The sequence below is a fragment of the Lachnoclostridium sp. genome (assembly GCF_031997925.1).
Taxonomy (GTDB): Bacteria; Bacillota; Clostridia; order Lachnospirales; family Lachnospiraceae; genus Lachnoclostridium.
Map to the genome: position 1 here is coordinate 16,521 of NZ_DAMADT010000014.1, position 20,725 is coordinate 37,245.

The window sequence follows — 20,725 nt, forward strand, 5'->3', positions numbered from 1 at the left end:
AATGGCAAGTCCTTACCCCCGCTTAAAGAAGCGGAACTTCCTTGATGAGGTTAAAATAATGCTTTAATTTCATGAAACATCTGTTCATTCTTCTTAATCTTTTCTTCATTGCCAATCACACAGAGGTTATCTGCCTTGTATATTTCCCTAACAATCGGTGCCATCATACGGATTTCATCTTGTGTTGTACTTAAGATTTCAACACGGTCACGATTAATATCCTCCATTGTAGTACCACTCATATAGGCACCTAAAGAACGGCTTCCCTTCATCATTGGGGTAAGTGGTGTATCTACAGAGCTCATCGTTCCTATGATATATTTTGTCATATCTCTCTCATCTGTAGTGAAATTTTCAGTATATTCATATGCCTTACGATAAGTTTCATCTGTTTCAGTAAGGTTTGGATCACGGTAAGACACCATATAGGCAGAACCATCCAGTCCAGCAAACTGGCACATACAACCATAGGCCCCACCCTTTACACGAACATTATTCCATAAATAGTCATAAGACATAATTGTTCTTAATACTTTTAATGCTCCATTCGGTTTAAACCCTGCATTTACAAAATTCGCACAGCGAGCAACATATTGAACCTGGCCAGAATACATAAAACCTTCATTTAATTTCTCTACAGGGAAATTAAAGTTTGCAGCTTTTAGTGTTTCCTTGATGGTTTTCCCTTTGCTAGTATCTAACGTACCTGATAAGGAGTCGGTAAATCCTGGTAATGCCTTTGTTAACTGTGTGAAGCCATCCTGTTCAGCCGTTATGCTGATTACCATACCATCCTTTGTAAAGATGATTTCGCTTAGCTTTCTTAAGGAAGTAACAATTTCCTCTTTTCTTGATTCAAATTCTTGTTCTAATGTTGATAGGAATCTAAAGTATCGAATACCTTTTGTTTCCTCCGTATAATATCCACTTTGTGTAATATAAGAAAATGCACGATCAACTGCAACCGAATGACCTGCAGAGTTCATTCTCATTTGAATTCTTGATTTAACCTCTCGAATAATTTCAAAAAGGCGCTTGGTATCTCCTAGCTTAGAATGGTGAACAATTTCCCTAATTAACTCAAATAACTTATCGATTTTTGAATATAGCACCTTTCCACTCATCGAAAATACCGGAGTATACGTATCTGGATCCATCTTCTTATTAAAAGTAATCAGTTCCGCACTCATACCACCCGTATGGATGTTAATCTCATTCGATAGCTCTAAAAAACTATAGTTCTCTGTATCGATATAGCCAAGAACGGTTGCCAATAAATTTAAATAAGGAACAAGTTCTTCTGGTACCTTGCTTAAGTCAAACATACATTTGATATATGCAATTCCATTAGTAAAAACTTCATGGTGAAGAACCGGTAAGTTTTCGATAGAGCATTCCTTATTATGAAGTGGATGTGCGTCTTTTTTAATATCATCAATCGTAAGAAGTGGAATTTTTTCAAGCTCCTCTTTTGTTGATGGTGCTTCCTGGTACTCTTTTAAGTGTTTTGTTGAAGCTACAATTGCTTCCTTCTCTTCTAAAGATAAAGAATTTTTATATTGCTCAAGCTTTTCTTTTAATTTCGCTTCTCTTTCCCCAGTCAATCCTTTTTTCGGTTTTAATACCATGTGGGTTACATGTGTATTATTTATTAAATAGTTACGAATCAGATCTTCATAATATCCTGTATTAATTTTGCTCTTTAAAAACTGAAAAACACGATTACCATGCATATAATCAAATGCTTTCGTATCATCATAAAGCCAACTTCCAAACATCTGAATACCAAAGAGTAATCCTTTTGGAAATTGTCCAAAGTCTGCTTCACGATAACGGAATTCTAAGTTATTGATTGCAGCTAAGAGTGATTTTTCATTTAACCCATCCTTTACTATAGCTTCTAAGGTTGAAGTAATGACAGAAAGGAACTTCTCTAACTGCTCCTCATTCGCATTTTTAGCGATAATCGTAAAGGTTGGTTGAAGGATTTCATTTTCATAGCTACTTAAGATATCTTTTCCAATTCCAGCATCAATTAAAGCTTGCTTTAATGGTGCTCCAGGGGCAGAAAGTAGTGCTGCCTCAAGAATCTGAAATGCCATACACTGTGTAGTATCAATCGATGAACCAATCACTGCATTATAACTTAAGTAGGTATTATCTACTTCATTCTCGCTATCGCTTAGTGGGTATAATGACACAATCTTCTTCGGACCATCAAATGCTTTTTGCATTGGGATTTCAGAATCTACTTTTAGGATATCATAATTACTTAAATATGCTTCATCAAGCCAGTTTAGCTTTTCTTCTACATCCATATCTCCATATAGGTAAATATAGCTGTTTGAAGGATGATAAAACTTTTTATGGAACTCTAAAAATTCCTCGTAACTTAAGTCTGGTACATAATCAGGGTCACCACCTGACTCTACTCCATATGGAGTATCAGGAAACAAGCTAGCTTGAATTGCTCGAAATAACTGCTGCTCTGGTGAGGAGAACGCTCCCTTCATCTCACTATAAACGATTCCGTTATATTTTAATTCTGAATTCAAATCCTCTAATTCGTAATGCCATCCCTCTTGTTCAAAAATTTCTCTACGGTAATAAATGTTAGGATGGAATACTGCATCCATATAGACATGGATCAGATTCTGAAAATCTTTTTCATTACAACTTGCTACAGGATATATTGTTTTGTCTGAGTAAGTCATAGCATTTAAAAAGGTATTTAAAGAACCTTTCGCAAGTTCAATAAATGGGTCTTTTGCTGGAAACTCTTTCGATCCACACAGTACCGTATGCTCAATAATATGAGCTACACCCGTACTGTTTTTTGGTGGAGTTCGAAAACCAATCGTAAATACTTTATTCTCATCCTCATTTGATACCACACAAATTCTAGCACCTGATTTTTTATGACGAAATACAAGTCCTAAACTTTTGCTATCATTTAACTCCTCTTCGTATTCTAATTGATACGCTGGCAAATGAAGGAGTTCTTTGCTTTGTTTAACGCATCTTGACATTCTTTTCCCTACTTTCCTTATGATATCAGAAGTATCTTCGTTTCCTTCCAATGGTAACCATACTGTAAATTAGTGTAACACTGACAATTCATATTTATACGATATCAAACTATTTCTTCACAATTTGACATTTTAATTTTCTATGCATTTGACTATTACAACTATGTATCACTAGTGTATTTTTCAATTATATCATAATTCCCATGCATTGTCATATAAAAAACAATATTGTAGTATGTCCTTTTTTAAAATTGACGACAAATATTTTCTAAAAAAAGCAAAATTTTCTACCTATTTGATAAAGATAAATTGACAATTTATTATAAATATGTTAAATTATTCTATAGATTATCCAATCGATAATTGTAGGCACTACATATTTTTTATCAGTTTTCAGGAGGCACTTTTATGAAAAAAGGTACAGTTAAGTGGTTTAATGCAAAAAAAGGTTTTGGTTTCCTTTCTGACGAAGAAGGAAACGATGTATTCGTTCATTTCTCAGCTCTTAACATGGATGGCTTCAAAGTTCTTGAAGAAGGCGAAGCTGTTGCATTTGAAGTTGTAGAAGGCGAAAAAGGACCTCAGGCAGCTAACGTAACAAAGTTATAATCAGACTGAAATCATACTTTAAATATAAAGTTCGATTTATAGGGTTGTAACAAACGAAAATGGATGCAAAAAGTGGGTAAATCAAAACAAATCGTTTTGATTTCCCCACTTTTTAGTGTTATACATAAATGGTACTAAACAAAATAGCACCATTTATATAGAAGCCTACAGCAGATTATCAATTCATATGTGTTTCACACACATGAAATCAGCGTTGGATGACCCTCTATATATTATTAATGCTTAAAGTGTCTCATCCCTGTGAATACCATTGCGATACCGTACTCATTGCATTTCTTAATAGAGTCCTCATCACGAATTGATCCACCCGGCTGTATAATTGCAGTAATACCTGCTTTGTGAGCCTCTTCTACACAATCATCGAATGGGAAAAAGGCGTCAGAAGCAAGAACAGCACCTTTCGTTGCATACTGACCAATTAATTCTTCTGCATGATCAATACTTTGCTTCGTTGACCAAATACGACTTACTTGCCCAGGGCCAATCCCAATACTTTGTTTATCTTTTGCTAGTGCGATACCATTAGATTTTACAAACTTTACTACTTTCCATGCAAATAAAAGATCCTCCATTTCCTTATCGGAAGGAGTACGATCAGTAACAACCTTTACCTCTTCCTCAATTAACAACTTACTGTCAATTGTCTGAACAATCAAACCACCATTTACCTTCTTAAGGTCATAAGCGCTTTCCTCCTGAGGAATCTCAATACCCTTTAATTCTAAGATTCGAATGTTCTTCTTGGTCTTAAAAATCTCCAAAGCTTCCGTTTCATAACTTGGTGCAACTACTACTTCAAGGAATACACTCTTCATCTTTTCCGCCATTGCCAAGGTAATCTCACGGTTTGCTACTACAATTCCACCATAGATAGATACTTTATCTGCTGCAAATGCCTTATCCCAAGCTTTTTCAATATCGGTATCGCTTCCTACACCACATGGATTTCCATGTTTACAAGCGACTACAGTTGGTTCTGTAAATTCTTTTAATAGCTCAAGTGCCCCATTGGTATCATTGATGTTATTAAAGGATAATTCTTTTCCATTTAACTGAAGGGCATCAGTAATGGAGCCTTGTTTCTTGCCAATTTCACGATAAAAAGCTGCTTTTTGATGAGGATTCTCACCATATCTCATATCTTGAACCTTCTCAAAGGTCATGGTTAAGGTTTCTGGTAATTCATGATCATTTCTTTGTCTTCTTAAATAGTCCGCAATCATAGTATCATAACTAGAAGTATGCATAAATACTTTCTGCATTAAATAAAACTTTGTATCTAGTGATACTAAATTTTCTTCTTTTAATTCCTTAAGTACTAGACTATAGTCTGCAGGATCAACCACAACAGCTACATCATGATAATTCTTAGCAGCAGAACGAAGCATCGTTGGGCCGCCAATATCAATATTTTCAACTGCTTCTGCTCTCGTAACTCCATCTTTTAGGATCGTAGCTTTGAATGGATAAAGATTTACAATTACCATATCAATCGTTTCAATATTCAAGTCCTTTAACTGCTTCATATGGCTCTCATTACTTCTCATTGCAAGCAACCCAGCATGTACGATTGGATGTAAAGTCTTCACTCTTCCGTCAAGACACTCTGGAAATCCAGTTAATTCTGAAATCTCAATTGCAGGAACCTCAGCCTCCTTAAGTTTGCTATAAGTACCTCCTGTAGAGATAATCTCAATACCAAGAGAAACTAATTCCTTTGCAAATTCTACAATTCCTGTTTTGTCCGATACACTGATTAATGCTCTCATCATCCATTCATCCTTTCTCTTACCATTGCAGAGTTATTTTTATGCATAAAAAAACCACCTGAGCTACTGCCAACGGATATTCGTCACGGATATCATCGAAGGTGGTGGCCCAGGCGGTCGGCTCTTAAAGTTATATAATGTACTCCCTGTGGGTTATCCCCACCTGTAGTCGCCTACAGTTTCCGCCAGTCGTACATTGCAACTTCATATTACTATACTTTTTTACTAAGCGCAATAGTTTGTTACTTTCTTTCGAAGCATTTATTATGGCCTTTTTTGTATAAGGTATTATAAAAATAGCTACTTTTATCTTATATAAATCAAATTTCAATGAAGTTGTGATAAAAATCTTATAGCGTACATAAGAGTAATACTAAAAACACCAATCATATATTTCTTAAGGAGGTCTCATGGCTTATACAGGCATTATAATCGGTTTCATCTCTTTTATAGCAATCGCATTATATCATCCCATTGTTATAAAGGCAGAATACTATTTCACCAAAAATATTTGGCCAGTCTTTGCTATTTTTGGTATTATGATGCTGATTCTATCAGTATACGCAACACAGGTTATTGTAAGTGCTGGCTTGGCTGTACTTGGAATTACAAACCTTTGGAGCATTGGAGAATTAGTTCATCAAGAAAAACGGGTAGAAAAGGGTTGGTTCCCTAAAAATCCAAAAAGAAAATAAGAAATCACTTAATTACATATAACTATAAACAAGACTGAATTATCAAAGCGGATATTCGCAATCCGCTTACGCTACTTGCTCATAACCTCATTTCCACTACTGATGTGGTTAAAATATTACAAAATAGATAGATAATGTACAGGTATTCAAAATATGATATAATAAAATTATTCTTTCCAAAGAAAGGAATATTTGCATGACTAAGTTAGATGAATTGATCAATTGCATTGAACATCCTCATGTTTACATCTTAATGCATAATTATCCCGATCAGGATGCATTGGCTTCTGCACTGGGATTGCAAGTATTGTTTCAGGCAAGAGGAAAATATGCTACTATCATCTATCATGGGATTATCGATAAAGTCAATACATTAAAAATGCTAGAACTTCTCTCCATCGAAATATATCCCTTGCAAGATGTTTCCTTGGCACCAGAAGATGAAATCATCATCGTAGATGGTCAGAATGGTAATATTAATATGGCAGATACCAATGGTCAAGTCATCGCCTGTATCGATCATCATCAAATTCAAAAAACTGCTTGTTATCGTTTTTATGACATAAGAAGTGATGTTGGGGCATGCTCTTCCATTATTACGAGCTATTTCTTAGAAAATAATATACCGATCACATCAGACTTAGCTACAGCACTTCTTTATGGCTTAAAAATCGATACCGCTAATATGACAAGAGGAGTTAATCTCTTGGATATCACTGTTTTTAGCCATTTATACCACTGCTCTAATAATAAAAAATTACGGTCGTTAGAGAAAAGCAGTATTCAATTGTCCGATTTAGTTAGTTATAAAAAAGCAATTGATAGTTTAAAAACATACGGCCCACTTGCCATTGCAAACATCGGTAACGATTGCTCCGAAGCTATGATTGCAACTGTAAGTGATTTTTTACTAACAATTTTAGAAATAGAGTTTTCTTTGGTATATTCCTACCGCGGTGGTGGAATTAAGTTTTCCGCTCGTAGTGCTTTACCATTCTTAGATGCAAGTGATTTTATTAAAACTATACTTGCTGGATATGGTGACGGTGGTGGACATTCTAATATGGCAGCTGGATTTGTCCCTAACATCTCTACTGAGGAAGATGCCACGAAACTTGTAGAGCTGATAATATCAAGAGCTATTTCCTATATAAATCATGTACCCCTTCTTATGTTGATACACACACCAAAATAAATTAAATAAAGAATGCAGGGCAATGTAACAACAAGAAAATGCACGTTTTTCGAACTTTACCTTTCCATGAATAGTAGGTATCACAAATTAAACTATGTGTTAACAAAAATAGCATAGAATTTTCCTTTCAAGTGCTTCCGCACTTTTTAGGAAATTCTATGCTATTATACATTCCAAGCATGTATCAAGTAGATTATTCAAATCAATCTTCCATTGACTTCTCAAAATTATCAAAGATATAGGACAATACAGGTGCCATTCCAACGAATTCACAGCCATATCGATAAATCCTATAATCAACTCCCTCTTCTTTGTCAGGAGTGGTATCCTTAACCTCTTCTGCTCGAATAATCTTTACAACACAATAGAGCTTTGCATCTTCATCTCCCAGTTGTATACATGCATTAAAATAAAATCCGATAGGTAAATTACTCTTAGAATAAAATCCAATCCCGCCACGAGAAATATTTATAACCGTTATTGGAGCATCAATGTTCTGAACTAATACATTATCTTGTTTAAATAAAGTAGAAATCTTCAAAAAAAGCGTTATATCTGTCCTTTTTTCTCTCCTTTTTTCCAGCATAAATCCTCTCATTTCTGCGCTGCTTATTGTCTTGCTTACAATGCGTATCATTAGGTTTGCGGTTGCTGCGCACACACAAACTTACTGGGTAAATGATTTATATTCACTTTAATCTCTAAATCACGATCCTTAATTTACCATTTCTATTATACCGAATAATACTAAGCTTTGCAACCGATATTACTTTCGCTTTGCAAACAATACTACATAAGCTTTACAACAAATATCACTTAAACTTTGGATAAAAGTTCACGTAAGATTTCATTGATAACACTTGGATTTGCTTTTCCTTTCATTGCCTTCATTGTTTGCCCAACTAAGAAAATAAAAGCTTTTTCTTTTCCATTCTTGTAGTCCGATACAGACTGCTCATTCTCTTTTAAGATATTTTCTATTGTACTTCGAAGTACTCCATCGTCACTTACCATAGAAAGCCCATGTTCCTCGATATAAGTTTTGGGATCAACGTCCGACTTAAAGATTTGCTCAAAAACTTCCTTCGCAATGGTACGATTTATTTTTCCTGCATCAATTAATTCAATTAGACTTGCGAAATTAGTTGGAGAAAGTTTTAGCTCTTCTGCTTCTTGTTCCGATTCCTTTAACAAACGCATCGTTTCAACCATTAACCAATTACTTACTTCCTTTGGTTTATTGCATAAAGAAACCGTAGCTTCGAAAATATCTGCAAGATTTTTGGAACCTGTTATAATCCCAGCATCATATTCCGGTATCTCATAATCCTTAACATAGCGAAGCATCTTTGCATCTCTAAGCTCTGGCTCTCTACTCTTAATCTCATTAAGCCATTCCTCACTGATTTCCATCGGAGCTAAATCAGGGTCTGGAAAATAACGATAGTCCTGGGCGTCCTCTTTGCTTCTCATCGCAAAACTTGTATCTTTGTTATCATCCCAGCGTCTTGTTTCCTGTATCACTTTCTTTCCATCTTCAAGAACTTCTATTTGTCGCTTTCTTTCTCCCTCAATTGCACGAGCAATCGCCTTGAAAGAGTTCATATTCTTCATCTCGGTTCGAGTACCAAATTTTGTTTCGCCGACTTCCCTTATCGATAAGTTAATATCTGCACGAAGGGACCCCTCTTGCATCTTACAATCGGATACACCTAGATACTGTAGAATTAACTTTAATTTTTCGAGATAAGCAATGACTTCTTCTGCACTGCGCATATCAGGTTCACTAACAATTTCAATGAGTGGTACTCCACCACGGTTATAATCAACTAAGGTGCAGTCCTCCCAAGGGTCGTGTACAAGCTTTCCAGCATCTTCTTCCATATGAATTTCATGAATTCCAATGCTTTTCTTTACACCATCCACTTCTATTTCAATGCTACCATCTCTACAGATTGGCAGATAAAGCTGAGATACCTGGTAAGCCTTTGGTAAATCCGGATAAAAATAATTCTTACGATCAAACCTACAGTTTTTTGTTATCTCACAATTCATAGCAAGGCCTGCTGCGATTGCAAACTCTACAACCTTTTTATTTAACACTGGTAAAGCTCCTGGCATCCCCATGCATACGGGACAACAATGTGTATTAACTTCTCCACCAAACTGTGTGGTACAACCACAAAATATTTTAGATTTCGTTGCGAGCTCAACATGAACTTCGAGCCCGATGACGGTTTCATATGCTTTCATACTATCCTCCGTTCAGTTTCAATCCTGCGAATTTGAGCAATACCACAAATTCGAAAAATCTTGATTTTCAAACTAACACCCATGCATATTCAATCTGCTTGCAGATTGAATACTGCTTTAATAAGAAGTGTGAAAATCGCTTTCTGTTTTCACACTAACTCCTATCCGCGCGCTATAGCACGCATACAAATTAAGATGTTGAAAAATGTCTTCTATTTCTCAACCCTATTTCCTCACTGGCACATTCACACCATTTAATCACTTAACTTTGGGCGTAGATATGTTTTTGACTGTTCCAAAGTATACGCAGCTCTTATAATGTCTTTTTCTCCAAAAGGTTTTCCGATTAATTGTAATCCAATTGGCATTCCATCTGAATTTTTAGATGGAATACCATCTGAATTTTTAGATGGAATAACATCTGAATTTTTAGATGGAATACCATCCTGACTTAACCCACATGGTAAGCTAATTGCTGGTAAACCTGCCAAATTAACAGAAACTGTGTAGATATCACCAAGGAACATTTTCACAGGGTTAAATAAACTCTGTCCAAGTTTTCGTGATGCCACCGGAGTTGTTGGTCCAAGTATAATATCAAATCGTTCAAATGCACGGTCAAAGCTTTGCTTTATCAAGGCTCTCACTTTTAGTGCTTTGTTATAATAAGCATCATAATGTCCAGAGCTTAATACAAAAGCTCCTATCATCATTCTGCGCTTTACTTCCTCACCAAAGCCTTCGCTTCTCGTCTTTTTATATAACTCTTGTAAGCCATCAAAATCAGCAGTTCGATATCCATATTTTACACCATCGTATCTGGAAAGGTTGGAACTAGCCTCAGCAGATGCAATGACATAGTAAGCTGGTGTCGCATATTCTATTGCATCCAAATCAAATTCTTCTACTATCGCTCCCTGTTCCTTAAAAAAAGCTGCTGCATCTAATACACTCTTTTTAACCTCGTCATCGAGGCCTTCCGTGAAATATCCTCTTGGTATTCCTATCCTTAAGCCTCTAACATCTGACCTTAATGCACTTACATAATCATAAGAAGCTGTCTTCACACAAGTAGAATCTTTATCATCAGCACCAGATATAATTTGAAGTGTTGTAGCACAATCGGATACACTACGAGCCATTGGACCTATCTGATCAAGGGAAGAAGCATAAGAAACTAATCCATATCTGGATACCGTTCCATACGTTGGCTTTATTCCAGTCACACCACAGAAAGCACTTGGCTGCCTAATAGAACCTCCAGTGTCAGTACCCAAAGCAACAAATGCTTCTTCTGCTGCAACAGCTGCCGCTGAACCACCGCTGGAACCTCCTGGAACACATTCTGTATTCCAAGGATTCTTGGTGACTCCAAAATAGGAGGTTTCTGTTGTACTCCCCATCGCAAATTCATCCATATTTGTCTTACCAAGAATGATAGCTCCCGCATCTTTTAACCGTTCTATTACAGAAGCATTATAAGGAGGTATAAAATCCTCTAACATCTTAGAGGCACAAGTGGTCGGCATACCTTTTACACAAATATTATCCTTGATTGCAATTGGTACTCCTGCAAGAGGGGAATCGGCAAAGTTTCCTGCTTCTATTGCAGTTTGGATTTTTCTCGCCTGTGCTAGGGCATCTTCTTCATTAACAGTAATATAACTATGATAATAAGGCTCCCTTTTTTTTATCGCAGTGAGCGAAGCTATCACTGCTTCCTCTACCGAGAGTTCTTTTTGTTTGATCTTTTTCGAAAGCTCTATGGCAGTTAATTTTGTAATCTCCATGTTTTACCTCTTTTCTGCGCTACTTTTGTCTTGCTTGCAAGACAATGCGTACCATCAAGTATGTGGCTGCAGTTCAGACACAAACTTGTAAGGTGAAAGGTTTATCTTTCACTTTTACTGTTCTCTTCACTAATCTACGGTTTTTGGAACCATAAAGCAGCCATCCATTTGTTTTGGTGCATTCTTAAGAAGTTCTTCGCGATTCTCTTCATTCGTAACCACATCTTCACGAAATACATTCTTCATAGAACGCACATGTGACATGGATTCTATTCCATCCGTATTTAATTCCTTCATTTTATCAATATACCCTAAAATATTACCGATATCTTTCTTCGCCTTTTCTTTTTCCTCTGGCTGTAAACTAAGCTTTGCCAATGCTGAAACATATTCTATGGTTTTATCTGTGATATCCATGTAATTCTCCTTTCTTATTGCAACATATATTTTTCGATGCGAAACATCTCATATCATTTACGGCTCTAATCGTGATACATCCCTCGGGAATAACGTCGTTTCTCTTACATTAGCTTCGTCTAGTAAACGCATCGTCAAACGTTCTAACCCGATTCCTAATCCTCCATGTGGTGGCATTCCATGTTTATGAATCAAAAGATAATGTTCAAAGTCCGATATATTCATACCACGGTCTTCCATCTTTGCTACCTGTTCTTCATAATTATGGATTCTTTGACCGCCAGTAGTTATTTCCATCCCTTTAAACAGCAAATCAAAACTTAGAGTAAACTTTTTATCACTTGGGTCATCCATCGCATAAAATGGTCGTTTCTTCGAAGGATAATGAGTAACAAATACAAAGTCTGAATCATATTCTTCTTTAAAATAACGTCCAATTAAGACTTCTTCTTCCGGCTCTAGGTCAAACGGATTTTTTATCTTACGGTCATATTTTTCTGAAACCAACTTCTTTGCCTCATCAAAACGTACCGCTGGGATCTTATCAGTTTTCGGTAAGGTAATTTCCAAGATGTCGCATTCTTTTTTATAATGCTTAGAAAGTAATTCAAAGATAGAGGTTAGCATTGCGGTTTCCATGTTCATAATATCTTCGAAGGAATCAATATATCCCATTTCAAAATCCAAACTTGTATATTCATTTAAGTGCCTCGTAGTATTGTGCTTTTCTGCACGAAATACTGGTGCTGCTTCGAAAACCCTATCGTAAACGCCAACCATAGTCTGTTTATAAAACTGAGGACTCTGTGCTAAAAATGCTTTTTTACCAAAGTACTCTAGTTTAAAAACATTCGCTCCTCCTTCTGCATTTCCCGCGACAATCTTAGGTGTTCTAACTTCGGTAAAATGCTCCGAGAATAAGAAATCACGAAAACCTCTTACTATTCCTTCTTGAATTTTAAAGATTGCCCTCTCCCTTATGTTACGAAGAGCGATTGGTCTTAAGGAAAGCTTTGCCTCCAGTGAAGTATTTAATTTCCACTTAGAGATTGGTAATGGCATGGTACTATCCTGCGCTGGCTCAGATATTATGAATAAATTTGTTAAGATAATTTCATGACCATTCGGTGCTCTTAGTTCCTCATGAACCTCACCCTGTACTTCTACCGTCATGCCTTCTTTCAATGAATCAATAACACCCTTTGTAACTTCCGTTGAAGTAACACACTGTATAATTCCTTCAAAGGTTCGAATCACAAGAAACGAAAATTCACTCATATCACGTACGGTGTGAACAAAACCACGTATTATAACGGATTTGTTAGCATAATTTCCTGAAATAATCTCACTTAATAAAACTGTTTTTTGTTCTTTCTTACCTGTTACAAATTGCATACTGTTTTCTCCTTTTCTAGATTATTTTTTCCTTGTTCCAGGATATTTTTTTTACCTAAAAAAGGTTAATTTACAAGCAATTACAGATTAATTTCTTATAAATAAAAAAATCCCGGAACAAATGCCTCGTGAAAAATCACGATACAATTATTCCGGGACGAGAATTCTATGTACATAAGGCAAGCATAGTCTCTGTAAAAATCACAAACCATATCATCGCCCTAGGATTCCCGCGGTACCACCCACGTTGAGAAACACACTGGCTTCTCCACTCTTTACACTTAACGCGTGCGACGCATGAACCTACTACCGATCAATAACGATTCAATTCACGAGCTCCAGAGTGTTCCGTAATACACATAGAGTCAAAGACACGCTCTCAGTCGGTGACGCATCATTCCTGTCGCTAAACACATCTGTGTACTAAAGTCTCCTTCATTGCTTTTCATCATATAAAATGATTCCTAATCATATCACGAATGTTCTAGCGTTGCAAGGGGTATTTATTTTTTCTCATAGGTTTGCAAATTAAGGTATTTCAAGATGCTATGATAATAGTTGTTTTTAATTACACTACCGGACACATTAAATTTATTTCGTACGTTATTTACATACGCTTTGACATAGTTTTCTGGTAATTCCTCATCATCAAGATTTACTATCTCTCCTGTTTTTGAGTTGTACTTAATGTGATCTGTAATAAAACTCTGATTTGACATCATAACAAGTGCTGGTGCATCGGAAAGTATATCTTGCCCCATAAATAATCTAGAATCATAAGGAATTCCGAATAAGTTATTTATCGTTGGCATAATATCAAGACTTGAACAGTGCTTATCCACAACAATTGGCTTTTTAATCTGTGAATTCCATAAAACCAAATTATTTTTATATAGCTCAAAATTTTCCTCTACCTTATGGCCTGCAAGTTCATTAATTTCATCCATGGAGAGTCCATATGGGTAATGGTCTGCACTCATAACAATCACTGTTTTATCTAAAACCCCAGCTCCCTCTAAGCTTTCGATCAGATACTCCAGTGCTAAATCAAGCTCTTTATTACAAGCAATATAAGCCTTACAGTCATCGGAATAAGGTAAGTTTTCCACATAACTTCTGTTCTTTACTGCCATTGAGTTCCCTAAAAAGTTATATTCCATATGGCCACTAACGGTCATATAATATGTGTGAAATTTTTCATCCTTAATATATTCTGGTAAGGTAACCTGCATCATCTCGAGGTCAGATTCCGGCCACGTAGGTTTTACTTCTAATCCTCCACCATTCGTACCTTTATAATCATATCCCATATTGGGATGCGATAAATTTCTGCTATAATATTTATAGCTATGATCATGGTATGCCCTGGTACTAAAACCAAGCTCTTTAAACTGCCAACCTAAGGTTAATGGCATATCACACTTAGCTGACTTCGTAAAACTATTCGTCCCACTTGGTATTAACCCGGTGCAAGCAACAAACTCTCCATCACTTGTACTAGTCCACCAAATTGGTGTATAAAAATTCTCGAATACAAACCCGGTATGTGTCAGTTTGTAAAGAGTAGGAGTTACAACCGGATCTACTGCCCATGGTGAAAATCCTTCCGCAGTAAGAAATATCAGATTATAGCCTTCAAACATACCTGTATACTCATTTTTATTTGTTGGTGTTACCGTAGAGAAATACTGATGAAGATTTTTTATTGCAACATCTTTCTCTTCTTCGGCAAGCTTCGTAAAGTCTATATTTTTTAGAATATTCGGTGAAGTATCAATTGGAGTAGGGGTAGGAAGTGGCGACGGGGTCGGCGAGATTCCAGCCTGAGCACTCTTATTCGATGTTGGTACTTTGGTAGGAGACGGTGTTACCGTTACCTTTGGTAAATCCAACGATGCATATACATCTCCCCCCATCTTAAAATCTGGAGCACCAAATACGACATTTCGAATATCAAAACATGATGCTGTTACTAATCCGATTTTTTCAATTCCAAGGTCTTGATTAAAGTCGACATGGTATAAATCATATGGAGTATGTGGCATCTTCCCTGGAATTAAAAGTAATAGTAAAAACATCAAATAGTATCCAATCCCTGATAGAATTTGAACTCCCGCAAACATAGGATGTCTTTTCCCTTGGAAGGATACTTTTTTTATTAGTATAATTAGTACTGGAATTGGAAGTAATAAAAGAATAATACCTGGCAATTTTGCAAGAATTCCATTCAACGCCTCTTTCCAAAATTCTAGTACATCACCACCATTTTCTCCGACGCTATAGAGTGATAAAAACGTTTTAAAAATATGATCATATACCAATTGAACACTAAACCATATACTGAGGATTATAGTTAAAATTATAGTGAGTATACGATTAATTTTTTCTTTCCATACACTTGTAACTGCTGTAAGAAAGAATCCCATAGCAATACCCATTAACATCGGATATATAAAATTAGTATCTAATTTCTTAAACACTAAAAGATGAAAAAATAACTCTAGATATACCAATAAGCATGGAAAATAAAGCATTGAGAAGATTCCTTTATTTTTAAGCTCTCCTCTCATGCTCTCTTTCAGTAAGTTCCAATAGTTATGATTCTTCTTTCCATTGTCTTTGTTATCAGAGGTATGACTAACTTTATTACTTGAATCCTGATTTGTTGTTTGATTAGTACTATTCATTGATTTGCTGCATTCATCCTTGGTATATTTTTTTTCGGACGGAGTTGTTTCTCTCAATTTACAATATTCCCGAACTGTTTTCATAACATAGTAACTAGCTTTTTTAAGCTTCATTATTACGGAATTATCCTTCTCTCTCTCATCCTTCATATCAAAGAAGAATCTGCCACTCAAAATATGGACAAATCTACCCATATCGAGATTATTCCCTGTTCAACGTGTCTGATTTGGTGTTTGTTATAATACACTACTCTCATTTGCTATAACACTCCGAGGGCTTAAATTCCCCAAATAGCCTTGGGTACATACTTACAGTAACGTGATTATGCTATCTTGTAAGTTTTTGCTTCTCTAAGATTAATACTAGCTTGTAAATCCCTATCAATTACTAAACCACACTCTTTACAAACATAAATTCTGTCAGAAAGTTTTAAGTCTTTTTTGACATTTCCACAACATGAGCAAAGCTTAGAAGATGGATACCATCTTAATCTTTGATGAAGTCTTTGTACTTTGACTATTTGCTTACGAATATTCTGTCTAGTGGTCTCTCCTTTTCTTATTTTATTTTGGTTTTTAAGACAATCATATTTCCTTGAAAGCCTTACTTGTTCACGTTTTAACTTCTTTTCTAATTTCTTTACTCTTTAAGTCTTACATCATTATTTATGTACTTATCAAAGTCATTGGCCGACATAAAGGCTTTTTTCTTATCCAACTTACCCTCTTTAAAATCTTGATAAAGTGATTGGTTCTTAGCAAGATAAGCGTTATAAAGCCATCTGCAAACACCTAAAGATTGATTAATCTTCTGTATCTGCTGGTTCGTTGGCTTTAATTCCACTTTGTATGCTCTTTGCAATCTCTTCATCCTCCTCTATATCCGTAGGGGTTCTTTTTGCTACAAGAATCCCCTCTCTATCCCATCTTTGAAGTTCCTTGACTGATACATTGAGTAATTCGGTAAAATCTCTAGATTTATAATTTGTTATGTGCTTCCTATGTTTTGTCAGCTTCTTAAGTATATTTAAACGCCCTTGGACACATTTGTCAACATCTTAGATGGCTAACGTATATCTCCTATCTGTTTTGCGTACATTTCCATTTTACACCACATTATTAAGAATTACTACTCTTATCTGTTGACAGATGCTTAAAAAATGGTTCATGAAGTATCAATGCTACTTATGATTTAGTGAACCCAAGTTCTGTCATATTTAGCATTTAAATAACATTATCAATATTCTTCTCAATTCGAGGCAATAAAAACCTACCAACTGAATATCTGACAGTTGATAGGTTTCTTATAAATATTGCATAACAATTGAGTTTGCGACAAAACGACTTTCCCACTAATCCATCCTTTACTCACCACAGCTGCTGATTATAATATTTCGCAATTTTCTGGTAATTTCCATAGTTCCTGCATCCGTTCTTTGTGTCATAAAAAGGAAATTCAACTTATCCGCAGGGCAATTAGCAAAATAGCAACCAAGCCAGCCATCCCAGCCATATTCCAATGGACTTCCTATGGTTCCAGCTTTTGTGGCATCTGCCATAACCCTCATCAGGCTACCATAGCTGTGTCCTTCCAATTCAGTCCAGGGCACGAGCCCTTTATATTGTTCTTCATTTAAAGTCTTTGTTGTCATATAAGTTACTGTTCTGGGATGCAAAATAGAAACTCCATCCAAACTTCCGCCATTCATAAGCATCAAAGAAAACTTTGCATAGTCATCTATGGTAGAAACTAAACCTGCACCGCCTGCTTCATAAGACGGCTCTCTATCCATGTTTTGTATAATTCCAAGATGATTACCGGTATAGAGACTAAAACCTCCCTTGCCATCTACCCCATAGGTATTGGCTAGTCGCCCTTTCTTTTCTGCCGGTACATAAAAGGCCGTATCCTTCATTCCTAAAGGTTCAAAGATTTCTTTTTTTAGGAATTTGCTGTACTTTATATTGCTTACTACTTCGATTACGGCAGCAAGAACATCCGCACTGGTGCCATATGCCCAGAATGCTCCAGGATGGAAAGCGAGGGGACACTTTCCAAGCTTATTTGCTATTTCAACGGTGCTTAATGCATTTTCCGTCAAAAGCTTCTCATTTACTTCTTTAAAAACCTCTTCTGTTGCCTTGCCGGCTTTACCATCCCCTCCGTAAAGAAGACCAGAAGTCATATTTAACAAGTCTTTTATCCGCATTTCCCTGTATACCGGAACAAGAGTACCGTTATCATCTACCACCTGATCTCGAAAACCCTCCAGATATTTTCCTACAGGTTCATACAGGTCTATCTCACCTCTTTCCACCAATTTCATGGCAGCGACTGCCGTAACAGGCTTGGTCATAGAAAATAATCGAAAGATAGTATCTCTTTTAATTGGAAGCTCTTCCTCTCTGGATGCCAAACCGTCCTCATGGTAGAATATTTCCTTTCCTTCCTTAAAAATAAGCAAATTGGCACCTGGAATTTGATTTTTCTCAATGGCAGAGCGTATTGCTCTTTTAATATTGGAAGCGTCAACATTATTTAGCATGGTTCTTACCCTCTTTCTCATAATTTTGTATTTTAGGGACAATAACAGAAGACTCCCCAGCTTAGAACAAAGTGGCTTCACCCTCTCTAGGCTTATCAAGTCTCAAACTTGGAGGCGAAGATACTTCGCCTTACTAAATCCCGTAGGGTGAGTGCGCATCCCTTGGAGAGTTCTTGATTTATAGGAAATTGTTATTGCAATTTCCTATAAATCAAGAATAATAATAAGCTCAGCTTCTGTTAACGATATTCTTCTACAACTCTTACTTCTTTTAAGGAACAGGCACGCCCCTCATGTAACTGTGGCCACTTTTCAATAAAAATGGCGTCTGTTTTATAAAGAGCATCAATCACAATCTTTAATTTGTCTGGAAATCCAAAATAACCAAGGCTGATTGGCACCTCCTGCCCTGTATAAAAATGATCATTTATCTTCTGATTGTCTGCATAAATCTCCATTTTTTCACCGGTATAGGACATCCAGAGTATTGTATCCCGTCCTTCCAGGCGATTTGCTTCTTCAGCATAGATAATGGAAATTTCGTATACTGACTTTTTTTCATCCTCGAACACCAATACAGCCTCTGCATATGCCGTCTTCCCCTTCATGTGCCGTTCATATACTGTAAATCGACCCTCTTTACCACATGCGATAAAACCTGGGATTTCCATGGTCAGCTTCGGATAGCATTTCAGTATTGTATGACCGGAACCGGTTACCTTAAGGTCACCGGCCTCTTCCCACACATAATTATCATTCAGAATCAGATAATCCTGATCCAGGCTCACCTTCCAGGCATTTAAGGCATTCTCTCTTGACAAATGCAGAATGTCTGCGGTCTTTTCATCCGCCCAAACAAATTGCGGATCATAATCCCCATAAAACACGTAGGGCTTTCCGGCATTTGTATTCAGGCTGCAAAGCGGTGTCGCTAGCGCAGAGGCCAGTACAGCCTCCCCTAATCTCATTCGGTACGGGAAAAATCCATAGACACCGTCCTCTATGTGAAAAGGTGGGAATATTACATTGCCGTCATCACGTAATCCTGTCAGACACACATTTTTATGTGAATCCATTTTTCTTCTTCTCTGATAGTTATTGAAAAATACATAGCCGTGCTCTGCATCATGCCTGCAGGAAATCCGCAGGGTATGCAAATCCTCCGGTTTTACATGCTCCGGTGTGATTTCCGCTCCAAGCGTTGCCATATCGTCCCCAAATTCCGATAAAAAGTAAGCCAGCAGCTTGATTTCAAGGTAGCTGTCCGATAGAGCGCCGTACTGTCTGATTGGTGCATTGAAATCATAATTGATCTCCGGCAAATCATTGAGATATCCTGTATCCTTACTTTCCTGTAGGGTAGACAGCTTTCCTTTTGGATTACTACCGCCATGATACATATAATAACCAAGCAGCACAACACCGCTGCCAAGCTTGGTAAGCGACATAGCCCCTATATCCTTGCCGCTTGCTACCGGTCTTCTATGAGCAGTCACCTGTAAGCCACCACCAAGCTCTGCAGTCAGGAACGGAAATTTTGCTTCATCAAAGGTAACCGCTCCTTCCACGTGATGTTCACTGGCTATTAACGTATCATTCCGTATATGACTGAACACATAGTTCGGGTTTGCTTCCAGTTCGCAGGTCCGCTGATCCCAAGGCGCTTCCGGATAACCTCCCATCACAGGTAGCAAATCACCGATACAAGCACCACCCCAGCCTGTAGCAGTGTACAAAGGAGCCTGAAATCCGATCTCCTTGGCTAAAGCAGTCAAGGCTCTCATATGCGCTTCTCCGGCTTCTCCCTGCAGACCACCCACATGACCGTATTCATTTTCGATCTGTATACCGATGATCGGCCCGCCATCCTTATAGAACATTCCCTTCACCTGCTCATAGACCTGCTCCCAGTATCGCCTGACGTAGGTTAGATAGTTGTCATCATTGCTGCGAAGTTTTATGCCTTCTGTTTCTTTCTTCTGTAACCAGTCCGGAAATCCTCCGTTTCTAACCTCTCCATGTACCCAAGGACCGAGCCTAAGGAATACGGAGATTCCGACTTTCTTGCACAAATTAACAAATAGCCTCAAATTACGGCATCCCTCAAAGTCAAAGATCCCTTCTTCCTCTTCGTGGTGGATCCAAATAACATAGGTTGACACAACAGTAAGACCGCCTGCTTTAATTTTACGCAGTGACTCCTCCCATAATGTCTCAAGATACCTGCTGTAGTGCATTTCACCCATAACTGGGAACCAGGGTCTGGCATCCCTGGTTAGATAGTGGCTGTTGTAGTCAAATTCTTTATTCATGTCCAAT

The 20,725-nt window shown here is 37.0% G+C and carries 14 protein-coding genes, 1 pseudogene and 1 riboswitch; of the genes and pseudogenes, 3 read left to right on the top strand and 12 right to left on the bottom strand.

Translation table 11 applies throughout. The features are described from left to right. Positions 1 to 50 precede the first annotated feature (50 nt). On the bottom strand, positions 51 to 3,029 hold the full coding sequence (locus tag RTP52_RS10710; protein WP_312371198.1) for an insulinase family protein: 2,979 nt from the start codon (positions 3,027 to 3,029) through the stop codon (positions 51 to 53). Between the two features lie 408 nt (positions 3,030 to 3,437). Between RTP52_RS10710 and RTP52_RS10715 the strand changes: the two genes are divergently transcribed. Next, positions 3,438 to 3,638, top strand: a complete 201-nt coding sequence (locus RTP52_RS10715; RefSeq protein WP_012198675.1) for a cold-shock protein — start codon at positions 3,438 to 3,440, stop codon at positions 3,636 to 3,638. 236 nt (positions 3,639 to 3,874) lie between these two features. On the opposite strand, the gene purH is transcribed toward RTP52_RS10715, so the two are convergent. Continuing rightward, positions 3,875 to 5,431, bottom strand: coding sequence for a bifunctional phosphoribosylaminoimidazolecarboxamide formyltransferase/IMP cyclohydrolase (gene purH, locus RTP52_RS10720; RefSeq protein ID WP_312371200.1), 1,557 nt, complete (start codon positions 5,429 to 5,431; stop codon positions 3,875 to 3,877). 97 nt (positions 5,432 to 5,528) lie between these two features. After that, positions 5,529 to 5,631, bottom strand: a riboswitch (ZMP/ZTP riboswitch). A gap of 207 nt (positions 5,632 to 5,838) precedes the next feature. Between purH and RTP52_RS10725 the strand changes: the two genes are divergently transcribed. Together RTP52_RS10725 and RTP52_RS10730 are read left to right on the top strand one after the other, a co-directional pair. Beyond that, a complete protein-coding gene (locus RTP52_RS10725) occupies positions 5,839 to 6,123 on the top strand; it encodes a DUF4491 family protein (protein WP_312106395.1) in 285 nt (94 codons plus the stop codon). Between the two features lie 196 nt (positions 6,124 to 6,319). Beyond that, on the top strand, positions 6,320 to 7,318 hold the full coding sequence (locus RTP52_RS10730) for a DHH family phosphoesterase (RefSeq protein ID WP_312371203.1): 999 nt from the start codon (positions 6,320 to 6,322) through the stop codon (positions 7,316 to 7,318). Positions 7,319 to 7,520: 202 nt separating this feature from the next. Here the strand turns inward: RTP52_RS10730 and RTP52_RS10735 are convergent, their stop codons facing one another. The 10 genes and pseudogenes from RTP52_RS10735 to RTP52_RS10775 all read right to left on the bottom strand — a co-directional run bounded on the left by RTP52_RS10735 (position 7,521) and on the right by RTP52_RS10775 (position 20,718). Then, a complete protein-coding gene (locus RTP52_RS10735; RefSeq protein WP_312371205.1) occupies positions 7,521 to 7,904 on the bottom strand; it encodes a PilZ domain-containing protein in 384 nt (127 codons plus the stop codon). 230 nt (positions 7,905 to 8,134) lie between these two features. Beyond that, complete coding sequence (gene gatB, locus RTP52_RS10740; protein ID WP_312371207.1) at positions 8,135 to 9,571, bottom strand: Asp-tRNA(Asn)/Glu-tRNA(Gln) amidotransferase subunit GatB; 1,437 nt, start codon at positions 9,569 to 9,571, stop codon at positions 8,135 to 8,137. A gap of 254 nt (positions 9,572 to 9,825) precedes the next feature. Next, positions 9,826 to 11,361: an Asp-tRNA(Asn)/Glu-tRNA(Gln) amidotransferase subunit GatA gene (gatA, locus tag RTP52_RS10745; RefSeq protein WP_312371209.1), complete on the bottom strand. Its 1,536-nt coding sequence runs from the start codon at positions 11,359 to 11,361 to the stop codon at positions 9,826 to 9,828. A gap of 129 nt (positions 11,362 to 11,490) precedes the next feature. Further along, positions 11,491 to 11,778 carry an Asp-tRNA(Asn)/Glu-tRNA(Gln) amidotransferase subunit GatC gene (gene gatC / locus RTP52_RS10750; RefSeq protein WP_312106829.1) on the bottom strand — a complete coding sequence of 96 codons (288 nt, stop codon included), beginning with the start codon at positions 11,776 to 11,778 and terminating at the stop codon, positions 11,491 to 11,493. Between the two features lie 57 nt (positions 11,779 to 11,835). Beyond that, positions 11,836 to 13,173, bottom strand: a complete 1,338-nt coding sequence (gene aspS / locus RTP52_RS10755; RefSeq protein WP_312371211.1) for an aspartate--tRNA(Asn) ligase — start codon at positions 13,171 to 13,173, stop codon at positions 11,836 to 11,838. Positions 13,174 to 13,676: 503 nt separating this feature from the next. Then, complete coding sequence (locus RTP52_RS10760) at positions 13,677 to 16,055, bottom strand: LTA synthase family protein (RefSeq protein ID WP_312371213.1); 2,379 nt, start codon at positions 16,053 to 16,055, stop codon at positions 13,677 to 13,679. 128 nt (positions 16,056 to 16,183) lie between these two features. Then, positions 16,184 to 16,507: pseudogene (locus RTP52_RS20405) on the bottom strand (zinc ribbon domain-containing protein); the annotation flags it as partial. Continuing rightward, positions 16,501 to 16,731: a helix-turn-helix domain-containing protein gene (locus tag RTP52_RS20270; protein ID WP_442913534.1), complete on the bottom strand. Its 231-nt coding sequence runs from the start codon at positions 16,729 to 16,731 to the stop codon at positions 16,501 to 16,503. The gene RTP52_RS20270 and the pseudogene RTP52_RS20405, both read right to left, overlap by 7 nt. Before the next feature lie 493 nt (positions 16,732 to 17,224). Beyond that, positions 17,225 to 18,406 carry a serine hydrolase domain-containing protein gene (locus tag RTP52_RS10770; RefSeq protein ID WP_312371215.1) on the bottom strand — a complete coding sequence of 394 codons (1,182 nt, stop codon included), beginning with the start codon at positions 18,404 to 18,406 and terminating at the stop codon, positions 17,225 to 17,227. A gap of 239 nt (positions 18,407 to 18,645) precedes the next feature. After that, positions 18,646 to 20,718: a beta-galactosidase gene (locus RTP52_RS10775; RefSeq protein WP_312371217.1), complete on the bottom strand. Its 2,073-nt coding sequence runs from the start codon at positions 20,716 to 20,718 to the stop codon at positions 18,646 to 18,648. Between the last annotated feature and the right edge of the window lie 7 nt (positions 20,719 to 20,725).

Bases quoted from the DNA above. Each gene is read 5' to 3' on its own strand.
- RTP52_RS10710 (WP_312371198.1), bottom strand. From the start codon at position 3,029: ATGTCAAGATGCGTTAAACAAAGCAAAGAACTCCTTCATTTGCCAGCG.
- RTP52_RS10715 (WP_012198675.1), top strand. From the start codon at position 3,438: ATGAAAAAAGGTACAGTTAAGTGGTTTAATGCAAAAAAAGGTTTTGGT.
- purH (WP_312371200.1), bottom strand. From the start codon at position 5,431: ATGATGAGAGCATTAATCAGTGTATCGGACAAAACAGGAATTGTAGAA.
- RTP52_RS10725 (WP_312106395.1), top strand. From the start codon at position 5,839: ATGGCTTATACAGGCATTATAATCGGTTTCATCTCTTTTATAGCAATC.
- RTP52_RS10730 (WP_312371203.1), top strand. From the start codon at position 6,320: ATGACTAAGTTAGATGAATTGATCAATTGCATTGAACATCCTCATGTT.
- RTP52_RS10735 (WP_312371205.1), bottom strand. From the start codon at position 7,904: ATGCTGGAAAAAAGGAGAGAAAAAAGGACAGATATAACGCTTTTTTTG.
- gatB (WP_312371207.1), bottom strand. From the start codon at position 9,571: ATGAAAGCATATGAAACCGTCATCGGGCTCGAAGTTCATGTTGAGCTC.
- gatA (WP_312371209.1), bottom strand. From the start codon at position 11,361: ATGGAGATTACAAAATTAACTGCCATAGAGCTTTCGAAAAAGATCAAA.
- gatC (WP_312106829.1), bottom strand. From the start codon at position 11,778: ATGGATATCACAGATAAAACCATAGAATATGTTTCAGCATTGGCAAAG.
- aspS (WP_312371211.1), bottom strand. From the start codon at position 13,173: ATGCAATTTGTAACAGGTAAGAAAGAACAAAAAACAGTTTTATTAAGT.
- RTP52_RS10760 (WP_312371213.1), bottom strand. From the start codon at position 16,055: ATGGGTAGATTTGTCCATATTTTGAGTGGCAGATTCTTCTTTGATATG.
- RTP52_RS20270 (WP_442913534.1), bottom strand. From the start codon at position 16,731: ATGAAGAGATTGCAAAGAGCATACAAAGTGGAATTAAAGCCAACGAAC.
- RTP52_RS10770 (WP_312371215.1), bottom strand. From the start codon at position 18,406: ATGCTAAATAATGTTGACGCTTCCAATATTAAAAGAGCAATACGCTCT.
- RTP52_RS10775 (WP_312371217.1), bottom strand. From the start codon at position 20,718: ATGAATAAAGAATTTGACTACAACAGCCACTATCTAACCAGGGATGCC.